Annotated in this window: 9 protein-coding genes, 1 tRNA gene, 1 rRNA gene and 1 pseudogene; 1 reads left to right on the top strand and 11 read right to left on the bottom strand. The window is 68.7% G+C overall.

Features of this window, described 5'->3' with window-relative positions; genetic code table 11:
* Positions 1 to 49 precede the first annotated feature (49 nt).
* The 8 genes from QQY66_RS37165 to QQY66_RS37130 all read right to left on the bottom strand — a co-directional run bounded on the left by QQY66_RS37165 (position 50) and on the right by QQY66_RS37130 (position 13826).
* Entirely contained in the window at positions 50 to 430 is a 381-nt protein-coding gene (locus QQY66_RS37165; RefSeq protein WP_301984723.1) for a helix-turn-helix domain-containing protein, read from the bottom strand.
* 109 nt (positions 431 to 539) lie between these two features.
* Positions 540 to 1085, bottom strand: coding sequence for a CinA family protein (locus QQY66_RS37160; protein WP_301984722.1), 546 nt, complete (start codon positions 1083 to 1085; stop codon positions 540 to 542).
* Entirely contained in the window at positions 1082 to 1819 is a 738-nt protein-coding gene (pgsA, locus tag QQY66_RS37155; RefSeq protein WP_301984721.1) for a CDP-diacylglycerol--glycerol-3-phosphate 3-phosphatidyltransferase, read from the bottom strand. Before pgsA ends, QQY66_RS37160 begins: the two co-directional genes overlap by 4 nt.
* Positions 1816 to 3288 (bottom strand): 30S ribosomal protein S12 methylthiotransferase RimO, encoded by a 1473-nt coding sequence (gene rimO / locus QQY66_RS37150; protein WP_301984720.1) that lies wholly within the window; start codon positions 3286 to 3288, stop codon positions 1816 to 1818. Before rimO ends, pgsA begins: the two co-directional genes overlap by 4 nt.
* 93 nt (positions 3289 to 3381) lie before the next feature.
* Positions 3382 to 4215, bottom strand: a complete 834-nt coding sequence (locus tag QQY66_RS37145) for a helix-turn-helix domain-containing protein (protein ID WP_301984719.1) — start codon at positions 4213 to 4215, stop codon at positions 3382 to 3384.
* A gap of 263 nt (positions 4216 to 4478) precedes the next feature.
* Positions 4479 to 7193, bottom strand: a complete 2715-nt coding sequence (locus QQY66_RS37140; RefSeq protein ID WP_301984718.1) for a DNA translocase FtsK — start codon at positions 7191 to 7193, stop codon at positions 4479 to 4481.
* A gap of 141 nt (positions 7194 to 7334) precedes the next feature.
* A complete protein-coding gene (locus tag QQY66_RS37135; RefSeq protein WP_301984717.1) occupies positions 7335 to 8018 on the bottom strand; it encodes a two-component system response regulator in 684 nt (227 codons plus the stop codon).
* A gap of 318 nt (positions 8019 to 8336) precedes the next feature.
* On the bottom strand, positions 8337 to 13826 hold the full coding sequence (locus tag QQY66_RS37130) for a HAMP domain-containing protein (protein WP_301984716.1): 5490 nt from the start codon (positions 13824 to 13826) through the stop codon (positions 8337 to 8339).
* 374 nt (positions 13827 to 14200) lie between these two features.
* Here QQY66_RS37130 and QQY66_RS37125 point away from each other — a divergent pair.
* Positions 14201 to 16953 (top strand): annotated as a pseudogene (locus QQY66_RS37125) (SpoIIE family protein phosphatase).
* A 47-nt stretch (positions 16954 to 17000) separates the two neighbouring features.
* Here the strand turns inward: QQY66_RS37125 and QQY66_RS37120 are convergent.
* From QQY66_RS37120 to rrf, 3 genes are all read right to left on the bottom strand, one after another.
* A tRNA-Thr gene (locus QQY66_RS37120) sits at positions 17001 to 17076 on the bottom strand.
* An 83-nt stretch (positions 17077 to 17159) separates the two neighbouring features.
* The gene (locus QQY66_RS37115; protein ID WP_301987623.1) at positions 17160 to 17822 is read right to left on the bottom strand and encodes a DegT/DnrJ/EryC1/StrS family aminotransferase; all 663 of its coding nucleotides are present in this window, start codon (positions 17820 to 17822) and stop codon (positions 17160 to 17162) included.
* 114 nt (positions 17823 to 17936) lie between these two features.
* Positions 17937 to 18053, bottom strand: a 5S ribosomal RNA gene (rrf, locus tag QQY66_RS37110).
* Positions 18054 to 18055: the final 2 nt, after the last annotated feature.

Raw genomic sequence — 18055 nt, 5'->3', positions numbered from 1 at the left:
CGACCGGGGCTTCACACACTTCGTCAGCTCATGCGCGTAGGCGCATGACTCACGCGGCAACCACGTCCACGGCCTCGGCGGGCGCCTTGATGGTCACCCGTTCCGGTGGCACACCGGTCACCGATACGGAACCCAGCATCGGACGCACCGACGTGGGTACGGACTCGCTCGAAGTGGCCGCAGCGGACCGGGCCAGCTCGGCGAGTGCGAGCTCGTCGCTCACTTCCCGCATGAGTTCGGACATCCGTACGTCCAGCGCGTTGCAGATGGCGGACAGCAGCTCGGAGGAAGCCTCCTTCTGCCCCCGCTCCACCTCGGAGAGATAGCCGAGTGAGACTCGGGCGGACGAGGAGACTTCGCGCAGAGTACGGCCCTGGCGTTGGCGCTGCCGACGCAGCACGTCACCCAATAGGCGACGGAGCAGAATCATCGGTGGCTCCCTCCTCGGACCGCGTAGCCGCATCCTTCACGCCCCACCGTACCGCCTTGCGCCGCGGCCGTGCGGGGAGCGATGTCGTGTTCACTCAGGGCTGCAAACATCAAAACCCCCCGTTCTGTTCCGTATCCTGTGCCCGCTCATTCCCAGTCTGTTCGCTCGCAAGCTGCTGCAGGAGCAGAGCGAGTACGCTCCGTACACTCTCCATACGAATTTCCGCCCGCTGGCCGTTCAACCGCAGCGAGGCCACTTTCCCGCCACCGGTAGCCGTGGAGTCCGCTGCGAAAGGGCCGTCGACGGCGATGAAAACCGTGCCGACCGGCTGCCCGTCCTGGGGTTCCGGACCGGCGACACCGGTCGTCGCGAGGCCCCAGTCGGCGCCCAGCGCCTTGCGCACTCCCGCCGCCATCTGTGCCGCGACCTGCGGATCCACCGCTCCCCGCTGCGCCAGCAGGGTGGCGTCGACACCGAGCAGTTCATGCTTCAACTCGGTGGCATAGGCGGTCACCGATCCCCGGAAGGCCTTGGACGCTCCTGGTGCCGCTGTGATTTCCGCCGCAACCAGCCCGCCGGTCAGGGATTCTGCTACGGCCAGCGTCTCACCCCTCACAGTGAGTAGTCGCACCAGCTCGGCAGCTGCGGAATTCATGCGTCCGCCTCCTCCGACGCGGCCCTGCGCTCGGCGATTCCCTGCCTGCGCAGCACAATGGCTTGTCTCACATAGTCGAGCCCGGTCACCACGGTCAGAACCACCGCCGCCGCCATCACCCACCACCGCAGGGTGGCGAGCCATCCCGTGAGCGCCAGGACATACATCCCGACCGCGACGCCCTGGGTGAGGGTCTTCACCTTGCCGCCCCGGCTCGCCGGAATGACGCCGTACCGGATGACGATGAAACGCAGCAGGGTGATCCCGAGTTCCCGGCCGAGGATGACGATCGTCACCCACCACGGCAGATCACCGAGGGCGGACAGACAGATCAGCGCCGCGCCCATGATCGCCTTGTCGGCGATGGGATCGGCGATCTTCCCGAAGTCGGTGACGAGGTTGTACGCGCGCGCGAGATGACCGTCGAACAGGTCGGTGATCATGGCGATGGCGAAGGCTGCCCAGGCGAGCGAGCGCCACGCCGGGTCGTAGCCGCCGTCGGCCAGCATCAGCGCGACGAACCCGGGGACGAGGACCAGCCGGAGCATGGTCAGGAGGTTGGCGATGTTCCAGACGCTGGCCTGATCGACGGCTGCGGCGGCCAGCTTTCCGCTCCGCGCCGACTTGGCACCGCCCGATGCACCGGAGGCACCCCCGGAGACGGACCCGGCCGAGGTCACCGGTCCTTTCGCCTTGGCGGAGCCGCCCGCGGCGGACGCCGGGACTCCGGTCATCTGGTCGCCTCCTCTCCGTATCCGAGCGAGCCCTGCAACGGCTCGGCCACCAGGTCGACACCCTCCGTACCGACCACCTTCGCCTCGACCATACGACCGACGCCGAGGCCTTCGCCGCTCGTGAGCAGCACCTGGCCGTCCGTCTCCGGCGCCTGGTGCGTCCCGCGGCCGTACGCGCCCTCCTCGTCGTCGACCGACTCCACGAGCACATGCACGGTCTCGCCCACGCGCTCCTCCGCACGCTGCGAGACGAGTTCCTCGGCCAGCCGGGAGACCTGTGCCAGTCGCTCGGCGACGACGTCCTCGTCCAGCTTGTGGTCGTACGTCGCCGCCTCGGTGCCCTCCTCGTCGGAGTAGCCGAAGACGCCGATGGCATCCAGCCGCGCACCGTTCAGGAATCGCTCCAGCTCGGCCAGGTCGGCCTCGGTCTCACCGGGGAAGCCCACGATGAAGTTGGAGCGCACGCCGGCCTGCGGAGCCTTGCTCCGGATGGTGTCGAGCAGCTCAAGGAAGCGGTCGGTGTCGCCGAAGCGGCGCATCGCACGCAGCACGTCCGGGGCGGAGTGCTGGAAGGACAGGTCGAAGTAGGGCGCGACCTTCGGAGTCGACGTCAGGACGTCGATGAGTCCGGGGCGCATCTCGGCCGGCTGCAGATAGCTGACGCGCACCCGCTCGATGCCGTCGACCTCGGCGAGCTCCGGCAGCAGGGACTCCAGCAGCCGGATGTCGCCCAGGTCCTTGCCGTACGACGTGTTGTTCTCGGAGACCAGCATGATCTCCTTGACGCCCTGCTCGGCCAGCCACCGCGTCTCGTTCAGCACATCGCTGGGCCTGCGCGAGATGAAGGAGCCGCGGAAGGACGGGATGGCGCAGAAGGAGCAGCGCCGGTCGCAGCCGGAGGCAAGCTTCACCGAGGCGACCGGGGAGCCGTCCAGCCGGCGGCGCAGGGGCGCACGCGGACCGGAGACCGGAGCAACCCCTTCCGGCAGGTCGGCAGGAGCGCCGTGGCCAGGGAGGGCGACGTCGGACACCGACTGGCGCTCCGCCGGGCTGATCGGCAGCAGCTTGCGCCGGTCACGCGGGGTGTGGGCGGCGTGGACGCCGCCGCTCAGGATGGTCTGGAGCCGGTCGGAGATGTCCGAGTAGTCGTCGAAGCCGAGTACACCGTCGGCCTCCGGCAGGGCCTCCGCCAGCTCTTTGCCATACCGCTCGGCCATGCAGCCCACCGCCACGACGGCCTGGGTTCTGCCATGCCCCTTGAGGTCATTGGCTTCGAGCAGGGCGTCGACGGAGTCCTTCTTGGCGGCTTCGACGAAGCCACAGGTGTTGACGACGGCGACATCCGCGTCCCCAGCGTCCTCGACGAGTTCCCAGCCGTCCGCCTCCAAGCGGCCTGCGAGCTCCTCCGAGTCCACCTCGTTACGGGCGCAGCCAAGGGTGACGAGTGCGACGGTACGGCGTTCAGGCATGGGCTCAAGACTACTTCGTCCCACTGACACCCCACGTCGACGGGGTTGGCCGATCTTGGCCAACCCCGTGAGTGCTTAACCCGATGCGACCGCTTATCCGACCTGCGGATCGCCCTTCGTGTACGTCAGCCGCTCGACCGCCCCCGGCTGCCAGTCCTCGTCGATCTTCTTGCCGTTGACGTAGAGCTGGATCGCGCCGGCGTCACCGAGGACGAGGTTGATCTTCTCGCTGTCCTGGAAGGTCTTGGACTCGCCCTGCTTGAGGAGACCGTCGAAGAGGAGCCGGCCGTTGTGGTCCTTGGCCGAGATCCAGCTGCGGCCGTCGGCGGCGCTGACCTGGACGGTCACCTTGTCCTGGGGCGCGGCCGCGATGGCGCTGTCCGTCGGGTCGGGCTTGGGTTCGTCGGGCTTGGTCGGCGTGGGCGAGGGGGTCTTGCCGGTCGAGGGCGTGGACCCCTCGGCGACCTGGGTCTTGTCGCCGCCGCCGTCACCGCCCTTGAACGCGGTGAACGCGACGAAGCCGACCACGGCGACGATCGCGGCGACCATGGCCGCGGTCCAGTTGGGCCCGCGCCGCTCGGGGCGGATGCGTTCCGCCTCGAAGAGCGGGGCCGCCGGGGTCGGCGCCGGACGCCCGCCGTGGTCGGCGTCGTACTGGGCGAGCAGCGGGGCCGGGTCGATACCGACGGCCTTGGCCAGGGTCCGGATGTGACCGCGGGCGTAGACGTCTCCGCCGCAGGGGCCGAAGTCGTCCGCCTCGATGGCGTGCACGATGGGCAGGCGGACCCGGGTGGCGTTGGTGACGTCGTCGACGGTCAGCCCGGCCGCGATGCGTGCCTGCTGAAGGGCACGGCCGATCGAAAGGCGGGCTTCCTCACGGTCGTCTTCGAACGGACGCTCGTCTTCAGGGGAGTTGCCGATGGACACGGGGGCGCCTTTCGAGCGTATAGCCACCTGTGCTGGAGGTTCAGTCTAGGGGGGGTGCGAAAGGGTGGGGCAACCGGGCGGTGGGACTTTGTACGCCATCGGAATGGCCGGGCATCCCGATGGTGGGGCACAAGCTTTTCGCTTACCTCAACTTGACGTACGCCGAAGGGAAACGGTTGCTCAATGATCCCTTACGGGCGGGTCACGGTTGAACATCGGCCCGCCGCGCATCCGCACGCAAGGTGACCACTGCGACCTGGTTCCTACCCGTCAGACTCCCCACGGATCACGGCCAGCACGCCATCCAGCTCGTCAGGTTTCACAAGAACGTCACGAGCCTTGGATCCCTCGCTCGGTCCGACGACCCCCCGCGACTCCATGAGGTCCATCAGCCGGCCCGCCTTGGCGAAGCCGACGCGCAGTTTGCGCTGGAGCATCGAGGTGGACCCGAACTGCGTGGAGACGACCAGCTCGGCCGCCTGGCACAGCAGGTCGAGGTCGTCGCCGATGTCCTCGTCGATCTCCTTCTTCTGCTTGGTGCCCACGGTGACGTCGTCCCGGAAGACGGGCGCCATCTGGTCCTTGCAGTGCTGGACGACGACGGCGACCTCTTCCTCGGTCACGAAGGCGCCCTGCATACGGGTCGGCTTGTTCGCCCCCATCGGCAGGAACAGGCCGTCACCCTTGCCGATCAGCTTCTCGGCACCGGGCTGGTCGAGGATGACCCGCGAGTCCGCCAGTGACGACGTCGCGAAGGCGAGCCGGGAGGGCACGTTGGCCTTGATCAGACCGGTCACGACATCCACCGACGGCCGCTGCGTGGCCAGCACCAGGTGGATGCCGGCCGCGCGCGCGAGCTGGGTGATCCGCACGATCGCGTCCTCGACGTCCCGCGGCGCGACCATCATCAGGTCGGCGAGCTCATCGACGATCACCAGCAGATACGGATAGGTCTTGAGCTCCCGCTCGCTGCCTTCCGGCGTCTTGAGCTTGCCGTCGCGGATGGCCTGGTTGAAGTCGTCGATGTGCCGGTATCCGAACGCCGCCAGGTCGTCGTACCGAAGGTCCATTTCCCGTACGACCCACTGGAGCGCCTCGGCGGCCCGCTTCGGGTTGGTGATGATCGGCGTGATCAGGTGGGGAATGCCCTCGTAGGCGGTCAGCTCGACGCGCTTGGGGTCGACGAGGACCATGCGCACGTCCTCGGGGGTCGCGCGCACCATGACGGAAGTGATCAGGCAGTTGATGCACGAGGACTTACCCGAACCGGTGGCTCCGGCGACCAGGACGTGCGGCATCTTCGCGATGTTCGCCATCACGTAGCCGCCCTCGACGTCCTTGCCGAGCGCGACCAGCATCGGATGGTCGTCCTCGGCCGCCGCCGCGAGCCGCAGTACGTCCCCGAGGTTGACCATCTCCCGGTCGGTGTTCGGGATCTCGATGCCGACCGCCGACTTGCCGGGGATCGGGCTGATGATCCGCACGTCCGGGCTGGCGACGGCGTACGCGATGTTCTTCGTCAGCGCGGTGATCCGCTCGACCTTGACCGCGGGGCCGAGCTCGACCTCGTACCGCGTGACCGTCGGCCCGCGCGTGAAGCCGGTGACGGCTGCGTCGACCTTGAACTCGGAGAAGACGGTGGTGAGCGAGGCGACGACGGCGTCGTTCGCGGCGCTGCGCGCCTTACCGGGGCCCCCGCGCGTGAGGAGGTCGAGCGACGGCAGGGAGTAGGTGATGTCTCCGGAGAGCTGAAGCTGCTCGGCGCGCGGCGGCAGATCGCGGATCTCGTCGGGGGCGGACTTCGTGAGATCCGGTACGTCCGCCTTGAGCTTCTCCTGCTTCGGCCGGGCGGCCGGGACGGGCGTCGGGGTGGGGGTCGGCGTGGCCTCGCGGTCGCCCACGCTCACGCCCTGGGTGAGGTCGGCGACGATCGGCGAGGGCGGCATGCCGTGCATGACGGCGCCGTCCAGCGCGGCAGCGGCGGCGGCTGCGACGTCCACGGCGTCCATCTGCCGATCCATCGCGGGCTTGGGCACCGCGGAGCGCCTCGGGCGACCGCGACGCCGCGAGAGGGCCTCCTGCTCCGCACTGTCGGGGTCGTACGCCTCGGGCTTGGGTCCGCGCCTGCGCGGGCGCGCGGGCAGCGCGTCCCGCCACTGGTCGTCGTAGCGCTCGTCGTCGTCGGAGAACTCGTCCTCGTCGTCGGCCGGGTCGTGGAGGAGCCCGAGCTTCCTGCCGAGCAGCCGCAGCCGCTGCGGGATGGCGTTGACCGGGGTCGCCGTGACCACCAGCAGCCCGAAGACCGTGAGCAGCACGAGCAGCGGTACGGCGAGCAGTTCGCCCATGGTGTACGTCAGCGGGGTCGCCGCGCCCCAGCCGATGAGACCGCCGGCTGCCCTTATGGCCTGCATGCCGTCGCTGCGGGCGGGCGCGCCGCAGGCGATGTGGACCTGGCCGAGCACGCCGATGAGAAGCGCGGACAGGCCGATCACGATGCGGCCGTTGGCCTCGGGCTGCTCGGGATGCCGGATGAAGCGCACGGCGATGAGGGCGAGCAGCAGCGGCACCAGCAGATCGAGGCGGCCGAAGGCGCCGGTGACCAGAATTTCGACCAAGTCGCCGACGGGACCGCGCAGGTTGGACCAGGTCCCCGCGGCCACGATCAGCGCGAGTCCGAGCAGCAGCAGGGCGATGCCGTCCTTGCGGTGCGCCGGGTCGAGGTTCTTCGCGCCCTGCCCTATGCCCCGGAAGACCGCGCCGACGGCATGCGCGGCGCCGAGCCAGATCGTGCGCACGAGCCAGAAGATGCCCCCGGTGGGGTTCGGCGCCGGCTTGGGCGCCGGCTTGGCCGCGGCCTTCTTGGCGGGCGCCTTCTTCGCCGGGGCCTTTTTGGCGGCGGCCTTCTTCGCCGGAGCCTTCGCCGAAGCGGCAGCCTTCTTCGAGGGCTGCTTCTTGGCTGCGGAGGGACGTGAGGCCATAGGTGTGAGGTTACCGGTGGAGACGGCAGCGGACACGTGTGCCTACTGCTTCACCCGTTCGTGTCGCCCTTGGCGGGGCGGGAAACTGACGCGCGCTCAAACACCACGTGCACGCGGCTACAACTACGTCTGCCGCGGCCGTCAGTTCTGCGAGGGCACCGACGGAGCTCCACTGCCCGTGCCCGGCTCGAGAGCGTCCAGCGCCCGGCGCAGGCCGGTGAGTTTGCGCTCGAGGTGCGCGGCCGTGGCCACGGCCGCCGCGTCCGCGGACTCGTCGTCGAGCTGCTTGGACAGTGCCTCGGCCTGCTCCTCGACGGCCGCGAGCCGCGCCGACAGCTCGGCGAGCAGCCCGGCCGGCTCCTTCGCCTCGCCGACCGCGGTCTTGCCGCCGCCCTCCAACTGGAGCCGCAGCAGGGCCGCCTGCTCCCGGAGCTGGCAGTTCTTCATGTAGAGCTCGACGAAAACGGAGACCTTCGCACGCAGCACCCACGGGTCGAAGGGCTTGGAGATGTAGTCGACCGCGCCCGCCGCATAGCCGCGGAAGGTGTGATGCGGGCCGTGGTTGATGGCGGTGAGGAAGATGATCGGGATGTCCCGGGTTCGTTCTCGCCGCTTGATGTGCGCGGCGGTTTCGAAACCGTCCATGCCCGGCATCTGGACATCCAGCAGGATGACCGCGAAGTCGTCCGTCAGCAGTGCTTTGAGCGCTTCCTCCCCGGACGATGCCCGCACCAGCGTCTGATCGAGCGCAGAGAGGATGGCCTCCAGCGCCAGCAGATTCTCCGGCCGGTCATCGACCAGGAGGATCTTGGCCTTCTGCACCATGGCCCGCCCTCCTCGCCCCGGCTTGGGGCCTCCCCTGTCCTCAGGACTTGGGGTGACGCCGGTGCGCGCCGCCCCAGGGGACGACTCCCTTGCGCCGCCCGTCCTTGTGCCGGTCATGGTAGCCGCACCCCGCCTGTCGCCACACCCTGTCACCGCGATGTCACTGTGCACGTAGCAGAAACGCAGCAGGAGACCAGAAGGTTCCCCGTATCCCGTACTTCTACACGGCTTCGGCCACACTGCGTCAGCAACTCCGGGTGAACACCGAAGGTTCCCACTACTTCCCCGCCGCTTCGCCTCGCGCCCCGACGGTTCTCGTCACTCCTCCCTCATCCACTGCTGCATGACCGCCAGCAGATGGTCGGGGTCGACCGGCTTCGTCACATAGTCGGAGGCACCCGACTGGATCGCCTTCTCCCGGTCGCCCTTCATCGCCTTCGCGGTGAGCGCGATGATCGGCAGCCCGGCGAACTGCGGCATCCTGCGGATCGCCGTCGTCGTCGCATACCCATCCATCTCGGGCATCATGATGTCCATCAGGACGACCGCCGCATCGTCGTGCTGCTCCAGGACCTCGATGCCCTCACGGCCGTTCTCGGCGTACAGCACCGACAGGCCGTGCTGCTCCAGGACGCTGGTGAGCGCGAAGACGTTGCGGATGTCGTCGTCGACGATCAGCACCTTCTGCCCGCCGAACCGGATGCCCCGGTGCGACCGTGGCGCCGTGTCCTGGTCGTCGGCGGGCCAGCGCTCCTGTCCCGGCTGCTCGGCCGCCGCGATGGGCGTGGTCCTGCGCCGGCGCCGGAAGAGCGCGGCGGCGCCGTTCTGCGTCTCGCGGTACGACCTCACCTCGGCCGGCGTCTCGACCTCCACCTCGGACAGCTCCGACAGGTCGGCCGCGGCCCGGGACGCGGACGCCACCAGGTCGCCGGCCTCCAGCACGGGCAGCCCCTGCTGGTAGCCCTGCGGCGGCAGTTCGCTCGGGTGCAGCGGCAGATACAGCGTGAACGTCGAGCCGCGGCCCGGCTCGCTCTGCGCGTGGATCTCACCGCCGAGCAGCTGGGCGATCTCCCGCGAGATCGACAGCCCCAGGCCCGTACCGCCGTACTTCCGGCTGGTCGTGCCGTCCGCCTGCTTGAACGCCTCGAAGATCACCCGCATCTTGCTGGCCGCGATGCCGATGCCGGTGTCGGTCACCGAGAACGCGATCAGATCCGCGTCCGCGTCACGCAGGGAGCCTGTCTCCAGGAGCTGCTCGCGAATCGCCAGCGGGACGTCCGCGCCGGCCGGCCGGATCACCAGCTCGACCGATCCGGAGTCGGTGAACTTCACCGCGTTGGACAGCAGGTTGCGCAGCACCTGGAGCAGCCGCTGCTCGTCGGTGTGCAGCGTCGCGGGCAGTTCCGGAGACACCCGTACGGACAGGTCGAGGCCCTTCTCCGCGGTCAGCGGGCGGAACGTGGCCTCCACGTAGTCGACGAGCTGGACGAGCGCGATACGCGTCGGCGAGACGTCCATCTTGCCCGCCTCGACCTTCGACAGATCGAGGATGTCGTTGATCAGCTGGAGCAGGTCGGAACCGGCGCCATGGATCGTCTCGGCGAACTCCACCTGCTTGGGAGTGAGGTTGGAGTCCGCGTTGTCGGCGAGCAACTTGGCCAGAATCAGCAGCGAGTTGAGCGGCGTACGCAGCTCGTGCGACATGTTCGCCAGGAATTCGCTCTTGTAGCGCATGGAGACGGCGAGTTGCTCGGCACGCTCCTCCAGGACCTGCCGCGCCTCCTCGATCTCCGTGTTCTTCACCTCGATGTCGCGGTTCTGCTGGGCCAGCAGCTCGGCCTTCTCCTCCAGTTCGGCGTTGGACTCCTGGAGGGCCTTCTGCCGGTTCTCCAACTCCGCCGACCGCTCGCGGAGTTGCTCGGTCAGCTCCTGCGACTGCCTCAGCAGCACCTCGGTCTTGGTGTTGACGGAGATGGTGTTGACGCTGGTCGCGATCATCTCGGCGATCTGGTTGAGGAAGTCCTTCTGGATCTGCGTGAAGGGCGTGAAGGAGGCCAGCTCGATGACGCCGAGCACCTTGCCCTCGAACAGCACCGGAAGCACGATCACTTGCGCGGGCGGCGCCTCGCCGAGCCCCGAGGAGATCTTCAGATAGCCGCTCGGCGCGTTCTCCACGAGGATCGTGCGCTTCTCCTGGGCGGCCGTCCCGATCAGCGCCTCACCGGGCCGGAACGACGTCGGCATGGAGCCCATCGAGTAGCCGTACGAGCCGAGCATGCGCAGCTCGTACGCGTCCTCCCGGCCGCTGCTGATGTCCTTGCCGTCGAGCAGCGGCATGGCGAGGAAGAACGCGCCGTGCTGTGCGGAGACCACCGGCGTCAGCTCGCTCATGATCAGCGAGGCCACGTCGTCGAGGTCGCGGCGGCCCTGCATGAGCGCGGAGATACGGGCGAGGTTGCCCTTGAGCCAGTCCTGCTCCTTGTTGGCGATCGTGGTGTCGCGCAGGTTGGCGATCATCTTGTTGATGTAGTCCTGGAGTTCCTGGATCTCGCCGGAGGCGTCGACGTCGATCTTCAGGTTCAGGTCACCACGGGTCACCGCGGTCGCCACGCGCGCGATGGCACGCACCTGCCGAGTAAGGTTTCCTGCCATTTCGTTCACGGACTCGGTGAGATCGCGCCAGGTTCCGTCGACGTCACGCACGCGTGCCTGACCGCCCAGCTGGCCTTCGGTACCCACCTCACGGGCGACTCGGGTGACCTCCTCGGCGAAGGACGACAGCTGGTCGACCATCGTGTTGATCGTCGTCTTGAGCTCGAGGATCTCGCCGCGGGCGTCGATGTCGATCTTCTTGGTCAGATCACCCTTGGCGATGGCGGTCGTGACCATGGCGATGTTGCGCACCTGACCGGTCAGGTTGGACGCCATCTGGTTCACGGACTCGGTGAGGTCCTTCCAGGTGCCGGCCACGCCCGGTACGTGCGCCTGCCCGCCGAGGATCCCGTCCGTGCCCACCTCGCGGGCCACCTTGGTGACCTGGTCGGCGAACGAACTCAGCGTCTTGACCATGGTGTTGAAGGTGTCCGCGAGCTGCGCGACCTCGCCGCGCGCCTCGATCGTCACCGTCCGCGTCAGATCACCGTTGGCGACGGCCGCCGCGACCTGGGAGATGTTCCGCACCTGCATGGTCAGGTTCTTGGCCATCAGGTTGACGTTGCCGCTGAGGTCCTTCCAGATGCCGGTGACGCCCGGTACGTGTGCCTGGCCGCCCAGGATGCCCTCGGTGCCCACCTCGCGGGCCACACGGGTCACCTGCTCGGCGAAGGACGACAGCTGGTCGACCATCGTGTTGACGGTGGTGACGAGTTCGAGGATCTCGCCCTTCGCGTCGACAGTGATCTTCTTCGACAGGTCGCCCTTGGCGACCGCGGTCGTGACCTCGGCGATCTGACGCACCTGGATGGTCAGGTTGTTCGCCATGAAGTTCACGGACTGGGTGAGGTCCTTCCAGGTGCCGGAGACGCCCTGCACCTCGGCCTGACCGCCCAGCTCGCCCTCCGTGCCCACCTCACGGGCGACCCGGGTGACCTCCTCCGCGAACGACGACAGCTGGTCCACCATCGTGTTCAGCGTGTTCTTCAGCTCCAGGATCTCGCCGCGCGCGTCCACGGTGATCTTCTGGGACAGGTCACCCCGCGCCACCGCCGTCGCGACCTGCGCGATGTTGCGCACCTGGGCGGTGAGGTTTCCTGCCATTCCGTTCACGGAGTCGGTCAGGTCACGCCACACACCGGCGACGCCGGGCACCTGCGCCTGACCGCCGAGGCGGCCTTCCGTGCCCACCTCGCGGGCGACCCGGGTCACCTGGTCGGCGAAGGCGGAGAGCTGATCGACCATCGTGTTGATGGTGTTCTTCAGCTCCAGGATCTCGCCGCGCGCGTCGACGTCGATCTTCTGGGACAGGTCACCCCGGGCCACCGCCGTCGTCACCTGGGCGATCTGCCGCACCTGCGAGGTGAGGTTGCCGCCCATGAAGTTGACGGAGTCGGTGAGCTCCTTCCACGTACCGGACACGCCCGGCACGACGGCCTGCCCGCCCAGCCGGCCCTCCGTGCCCACGTCCCGGGCCATCCGGGTCACCTGATCCGCGAAGGCCGACAGCTGGTCCACCATCGTGTTCACGGTGTTCTTCAGCTGAAGCATCTCGCCGGAGACGTCCACGGTGACCTTCTGTGACAGGTCACCGTTGGCCACCGCGGTCGTGACCTGCGCGATGTTCCTCACCTGTCCGGTGAGATTCCGGAACGCGGTGTTGACGGAGTCCGTCAGGTCCTTCCACGTCCCCGCCGCCCCCGGCACCTGCGCCTGCCCGCCCAGCTCACCCTCGACACCGACCTCCCGCGCCACGCGCGTGACCTCGGAACCGAAGGACGACAGCTGGTCGACCATCCCGTTGACGGTGTTCTTCAGCTCCAGCATCTCGCCGGCCACGTCGACGGTGACCTTCTGCGACAGGTCACCGCTGGCCACGGCCGTCGTCACGGCGGCGATGTCCCGCACCTGGGTGGTCAGGTTCCGGAAGACCGTGTTGACGGAGTCCGTCAGGTCCTTCCACGTCCCCGCCGCGCCCGGCACATTCGCCTGGCCGCCGAGCCGCCCCTCGGCACCGACCTCGTTGGCCACACGCGTGACCTCGTCGGCGAAGATCCGCAGCGTCTCGGTCATCTGGTTGATCGTGTCCGCGAGCTGCGCAACTTCGCCGCGCGCCGACACCGTCACCTTCCGCGACAGATCACCGTTGGCGACAGCCGTCGTCACCTGCGCGATACCGCGCACCTGGGCCGTCAGGTTGCCGGCCATGAGGTTCACCGAATCGGTGAGGTCCTTCCACACACCGGCCACACCCGGCACCTGCGCCTGCCCGCCCAGCTCGCCCTCGGTGCCCACCTCACGTGCGACTCGCGTCACCTCGGAGGAGAAGGACGACAGCTGGTCCACCATCGTGTTGACGGTGTTCTTCAGCTCCAGCATCTCGCCGGCCACATGAACCGTGACCTTCCGGGACAAGTCACCCTTCGCGACCGCGGTCGTCACCAGCGCGATGTCCCGGACCTGGGCCGTCAGCCGGTACGCCATGGTGTTGACGGAATCCGTGAGGTCCTTCCACGAACCCGACATACCGCGCACCTGGGCCTGCCCGCCCAGCTTGCCCTCGGTGCCGACCTCACTGGCCACACGCGTGACCTCGTCGGTGAAGGTCGACAGTTGGTCGACCAGATTGTTGACCGTCCGCCCGACCTTCAGGAACTCCCCGCGCAGCGGCTGCCCCGTGGTGCCGTCCGGCGCCTGCGTCCGCAGCTCCATCCGCGGCGACAGATCACCCTCGGCCACCGCCGAGAGCACCCGGCCGACCTCGGAGACCGGTCGTACGAGATCGTCGACCAGGGCGTTCGAGTGGTCGATGGCGGCCGCCCAGGAGCCCTCACAGGCCCCTGATTCCAGCCGTTCTGTGAGCTTGCCCTCACGACCCACCATGCGCCGCACCCGCGACAGCTCACCCGTCAAGTGCAGATTGCGGTCGGCCACCTCGTTGAAGACCGCGGCAATCTCGGACATCACGCCGTCCCCGGACACCGTGAGCCGCTTGCGGAAGTTCCCGTCCCGCATCGACACGAGGGCCGCCAGCAGTCTGTCCAGGGACGCCGTGTCGACCGCGGTGGTCCCACCCCGCGGTTTGCGCTGGTTACTCAGGGACTGTCCGCCTTTCGCGCGCGTTTTAGTGCCCCGCGTCGCTGCGCCAGACTCCACTTGTCCCTCCCGCAGGGGTCGACCGTTGCTGCTGTGCTCCGGTACTACTACTCGGCGTACCAGTTACTACTGCGTATTCCTGCCGGATATACCAGGCCACACCCGGGGCTGCTGCCCGCCGGAGGCGGATCTCACTCTGCCTGTCCGGACCTTCACAAGAAGCTTGCCCAGTGTTTCACCCTCACTGAACCCGGCCATAACAGTTCGGCAGCTTCCCACACCGTCCGCACACCCTCCGGACGGAAACACTGCAGACCGGCATCCGCATGGACGGGGAAGGTAAGTAACCTTGCATGCGGCTGTCCAGCCGCGCCGGTCCGTCCGGCCTGGGCGGTGGCACGAGAACGAGCGGGCATCGGAGGGGCGGCCGCACCATGACCACCGGACTGATCCCCGGGGACACCCCCCGGACCCCCGGCCGACCGACGGCCTGCCGTCGCAAACGCGACGGGAGCCGGTCGGCCAGGGAGCCCTGCACGTCGACAACCGGTCGAGGAGTTCTGTGATCACCGCGCGCGCGGCCGCCAGCTTCGAGCCCGTCGGGCGATCGGTCGCGACCGCCCGCGCCTTCGTCCGCGACACGCTCCAGGGCTGGGGCTTCGCCGACATCGTCGACGACGCCGTGGTCCTCACCAGCGAGCTGGTGACCAACGCCGTCGTGCACGCGGGCACCTCCGCGGACGTCCTGTGCCTGCGCAGTGACGACGGCGTCCGGATCGAAGTCGCCGACCGCTACCCGGAGCGCGAGATCCCGCTCCAGGGCTCCGCCGTCAACATGGGCAGCCCGGACCGCGAGGGCGGCCGCGGCCTCCAGCTGTGCGCGGCGCTGGCCGGCCGCTGGGGCGTCGAGTACACGCCCACCCACAAGCAGGTCTGGTTCCAACTCGACCTCCCCGAGCGTGCGGTGGGCACCCGCGCGGCGGGCCCCTCGCTCCCCGCAGACCTCCTGCCCCTCGCCGACGGCCGCGTCCGCGTCGCCGTCGTCCAGATCGACCGTACGGGCTGCATCTCCGCCTGGAACGAGGACGCCGAGGAACTCTTCGGCTACGCCTCCGAACAGGTCAACGGCAAGCCCCTCACGGACCTCACGGCCTGGCCGCACACCCCGGGCACCAGCACCGGCGTCGCGGAGGCACTTCAACTCTCGCGCTGGGAGGGCAGTTACGGCATCCGCGGCGCCAACGGCAGGGTGACCCCGGTGTACGCCTCCCACCTCCGGGTCCGCGACACCGGCGGCGAGCCGTCCACGGTCTGCCTTCTCGTACGGGACCACGAACGCGCCGTCCTGCAGACGCCGTTGCGCCACCCCTCCTCCGACTCCGCCACCGGCGCGGACGGCCAGAACACCGACCCCTTCGAGGTGTTCATCGGCTCCCCGCCCCCGGACGACCTCGACGGCCTCCTCCAGCGCACCGTGGAACGCGCCCGCGACATGCTCGACGGCGACAGCGCGTTCCTGCTCCTCGCCACCGACGACGAAACGGAGTTGGAGGTCCGCGCCTCCACCGGCCTGCCCTCCGCCCGCCAGCGCTTCGCCCGCGTTCCCGTCGAGGCGGGCCCGGGTCGCTACGGCTCGGCCCGCATGCCGGCGGTCCACGAGGACCTCACCATGGTCCCCGGCGCCGTACCCCTGCTGAACGGCACCGGTATGCGCTCGGTCGTCACCGTCCCGCTGAAGGTCGAGGGCCGCCTCACCGGCTCCCTGGGCGTCGCCGCGGAGGGCCCCGGCAGATACTCGAACGAGGAGGCGCTGCGCCTCCAATTCGCCGCGGACCGCATCGCGTTGGCCGTCGAGTCGGCCCGTCTGGGTGAACTGGAGCGCCTGCGCCGAGGCTCGCTGAGCTTCCTGGTCGAGGCCTCCGACCTGCTCGCCGGCACGCTCGACCGCGACCAGACGCTCGCCCTCATGGCCCAGATGACGGTCCCGACCCTCGCGACCTGGTGTGCGGTCTACACGATCGCCGATCAGGCCTCGGAGCCGTACCTGTCGTACGTCCTGCACGAGGACGAGGAACTCATCGACGGTATCAAGTCGTTGCTCTCGAAGATCGCCCCGCCGGATCCCGTGCCCACCCCCGGCGCCCGCGTCTGGTCGGCCCCCGCGGAGTCGGCCCACCAGGCGGCGCTGCGCACGTCCATGCGCAGCCTCGGCCTGGGCGAGCCCATCCCTCGGGTCAGTTCGGGCATCGGCCCGACGCTGGCCACGGCCTCGGCGGTCGGCGGCGAGACAGTGGTCCTGCCCCTCGTGGCCCGCAACCGCGTGATCGGCATGCTGACGCTCGGCAAGCCGACGGACGAACACTTCCGCCAGGAAATCCTGGAGCTGGCCGAGGACCTGTCCCGCCGAGCCGCCCTGGCCCTGGACAACGCCCGCCTCTACTCCGAGCGCACAGCCATCAGCCAGTCCCTCCAGCGCAGCCTCCTGCCGCCCGAACTCCCCGACATCGAGGGCGTCGAGGTCGAAGTCATCTACCGCGCGGCCGGCGAGGGCAACGAGGTCGGCGGCGACTTCTACGACGTCTTCCCCATCAGCGACGGCGCCTACGGCTTCGCCATCGGCGACGTCTGCGGTACGGGCCCGAACGCGGCGGCGGTCACGGGCCTGGCCCGGCACGCCCTGCGCCTCCTCGCTCGCGAGGGCCTGAGCGGCCCTGCGGTCCTGGAGCGCCTGAACTCCGCCATCCTCGACGAGGGCGCCCGCAGCCGCTTTCTGACGCTCCTGTACGGCGAGATGCGCCCCCAGGACGACGGCAGCGCGGAGCTGAAGGTGGTCTGCGCCGGCCACCCGCTCCCCCTCCGACTCCGCCAGGACGGCACGGTCGAACCGGCCGCCGAACCCCAGCCGCTCCTCGGTGTCATGGAGGACCTCGAGCTGTACGAGCAGACGGTCACCCTGGACCCCGGCGACGTCCTCCTGTGCGTCACGGACGGCGTCACCGAACGCCGCGAGGGCAGCCGCATGCTGGGCGACGACGGCCTCACCGACGTCCTCACCACCTGTACGGGCCTCACGGCCGGCGCCGTCGCGGCCCGCATCATGCGCGCGGTGGAGCGCTTCGCATCCGACGCCCCGTCCGATGACATGGCGATCCTGGCGATGCGGGTCCCGGGACTCCACAAGGACTAGGACAACAACAAGCAGGCCCCCCGCCGATGGGCGGGAGGCCTTTCCACTGGAGCCCCCAAACGGAATCGAACCGTTGACCTTCTCCTTACCATGGAGACGCTCTACCGACTGAGCTATAGGGGCCTGTCGCGTTCTCGAGGTTTCCCTCGCGGCAACGGAATAGATCATACCCCGAACGAACCTGTGCTCCCAACCAGCTCTTCCTGTCAGAAGGCAGGCTGAAGCAGTCCCCCGAGGGCATTGCACGCGGACACTATTCGCTGCATGTCCCGCTTCGTCAACGACGCCTCCACAGGCAGCGCCAACGTCTCGTCCGCGGCCCGCTCGGTCTCCGGAAGAGACACACACCGACGGAACTCCGGCAGCCGATGCACAGGCGTCTTCACCGGCACCCGGCACTCAACGCCCCTGGCCCTCAAGGCCCGAGCGAAGGCGTCCCGGTCGGGCCGCCCGTTCCCCGGCACCCTCACGACGTACTGCTGATAGGTGTGCCCGTGACCACCATCGGGCGTCAGCACGCCCTTCAACTTCGCATCGAGATAGGAGGCACGCTCCCTGCGCTGAGCAACCTCGTCGTACGGCACTTCGGACTCCCCCTGCTCCAGCACCAGCAGCCCATGCCGCTGCCCGAGCTCATGCAGCCGCGCGATGTCCGCCGGCCGACCGAAGCGGTGTACGACAACCAGGGCCACTGTCCGCGGAGTTACGGCCGCCTCGACGGCGGACGTGTCCAGGCAGTACGTCACCGGGTCTATATCGGCGAACACCGGCAGCGCACCAGCCATCGCCACGGCCTCGGCGACCTCCACGTTCCCGAACGCCGGGACGACGACCTCGTCACCGACTCCGACGCCGGCAGCCCGGAGCATTGCAGCAGTACCCATGCTGCGGATGCTTGTTGCGCAACGTGAACGTCAAGTAACGCAGAACAAAAAAGGGTTGGACCCAGAACCGAAGTTCCGGGTCCAACCCATTCAAGTTTTGTTCGGCGGTGTCCTACTCTCCCACAGGGTCCCCCCTGCAGTACCATCGGCGCTGTAAGGCTTAGCTTCCGGGTTCGGAATGTAACCGGGCGTTTCCCTCACGCTATGACCACCGAAAC

Source organism: Streptomyces sp. DG2A-72 (genome assembly GCF_030499575.1).
GTDB lineage: Bacteria > Actinomycetota > Actinomycetes > Streptomycetales > Streptomycetaceae > Streptomyces.
Note: the sequence above shows the minus strand (reverse complement) of the source record. Positions and strands in the feature narration are given on the sequence as shown.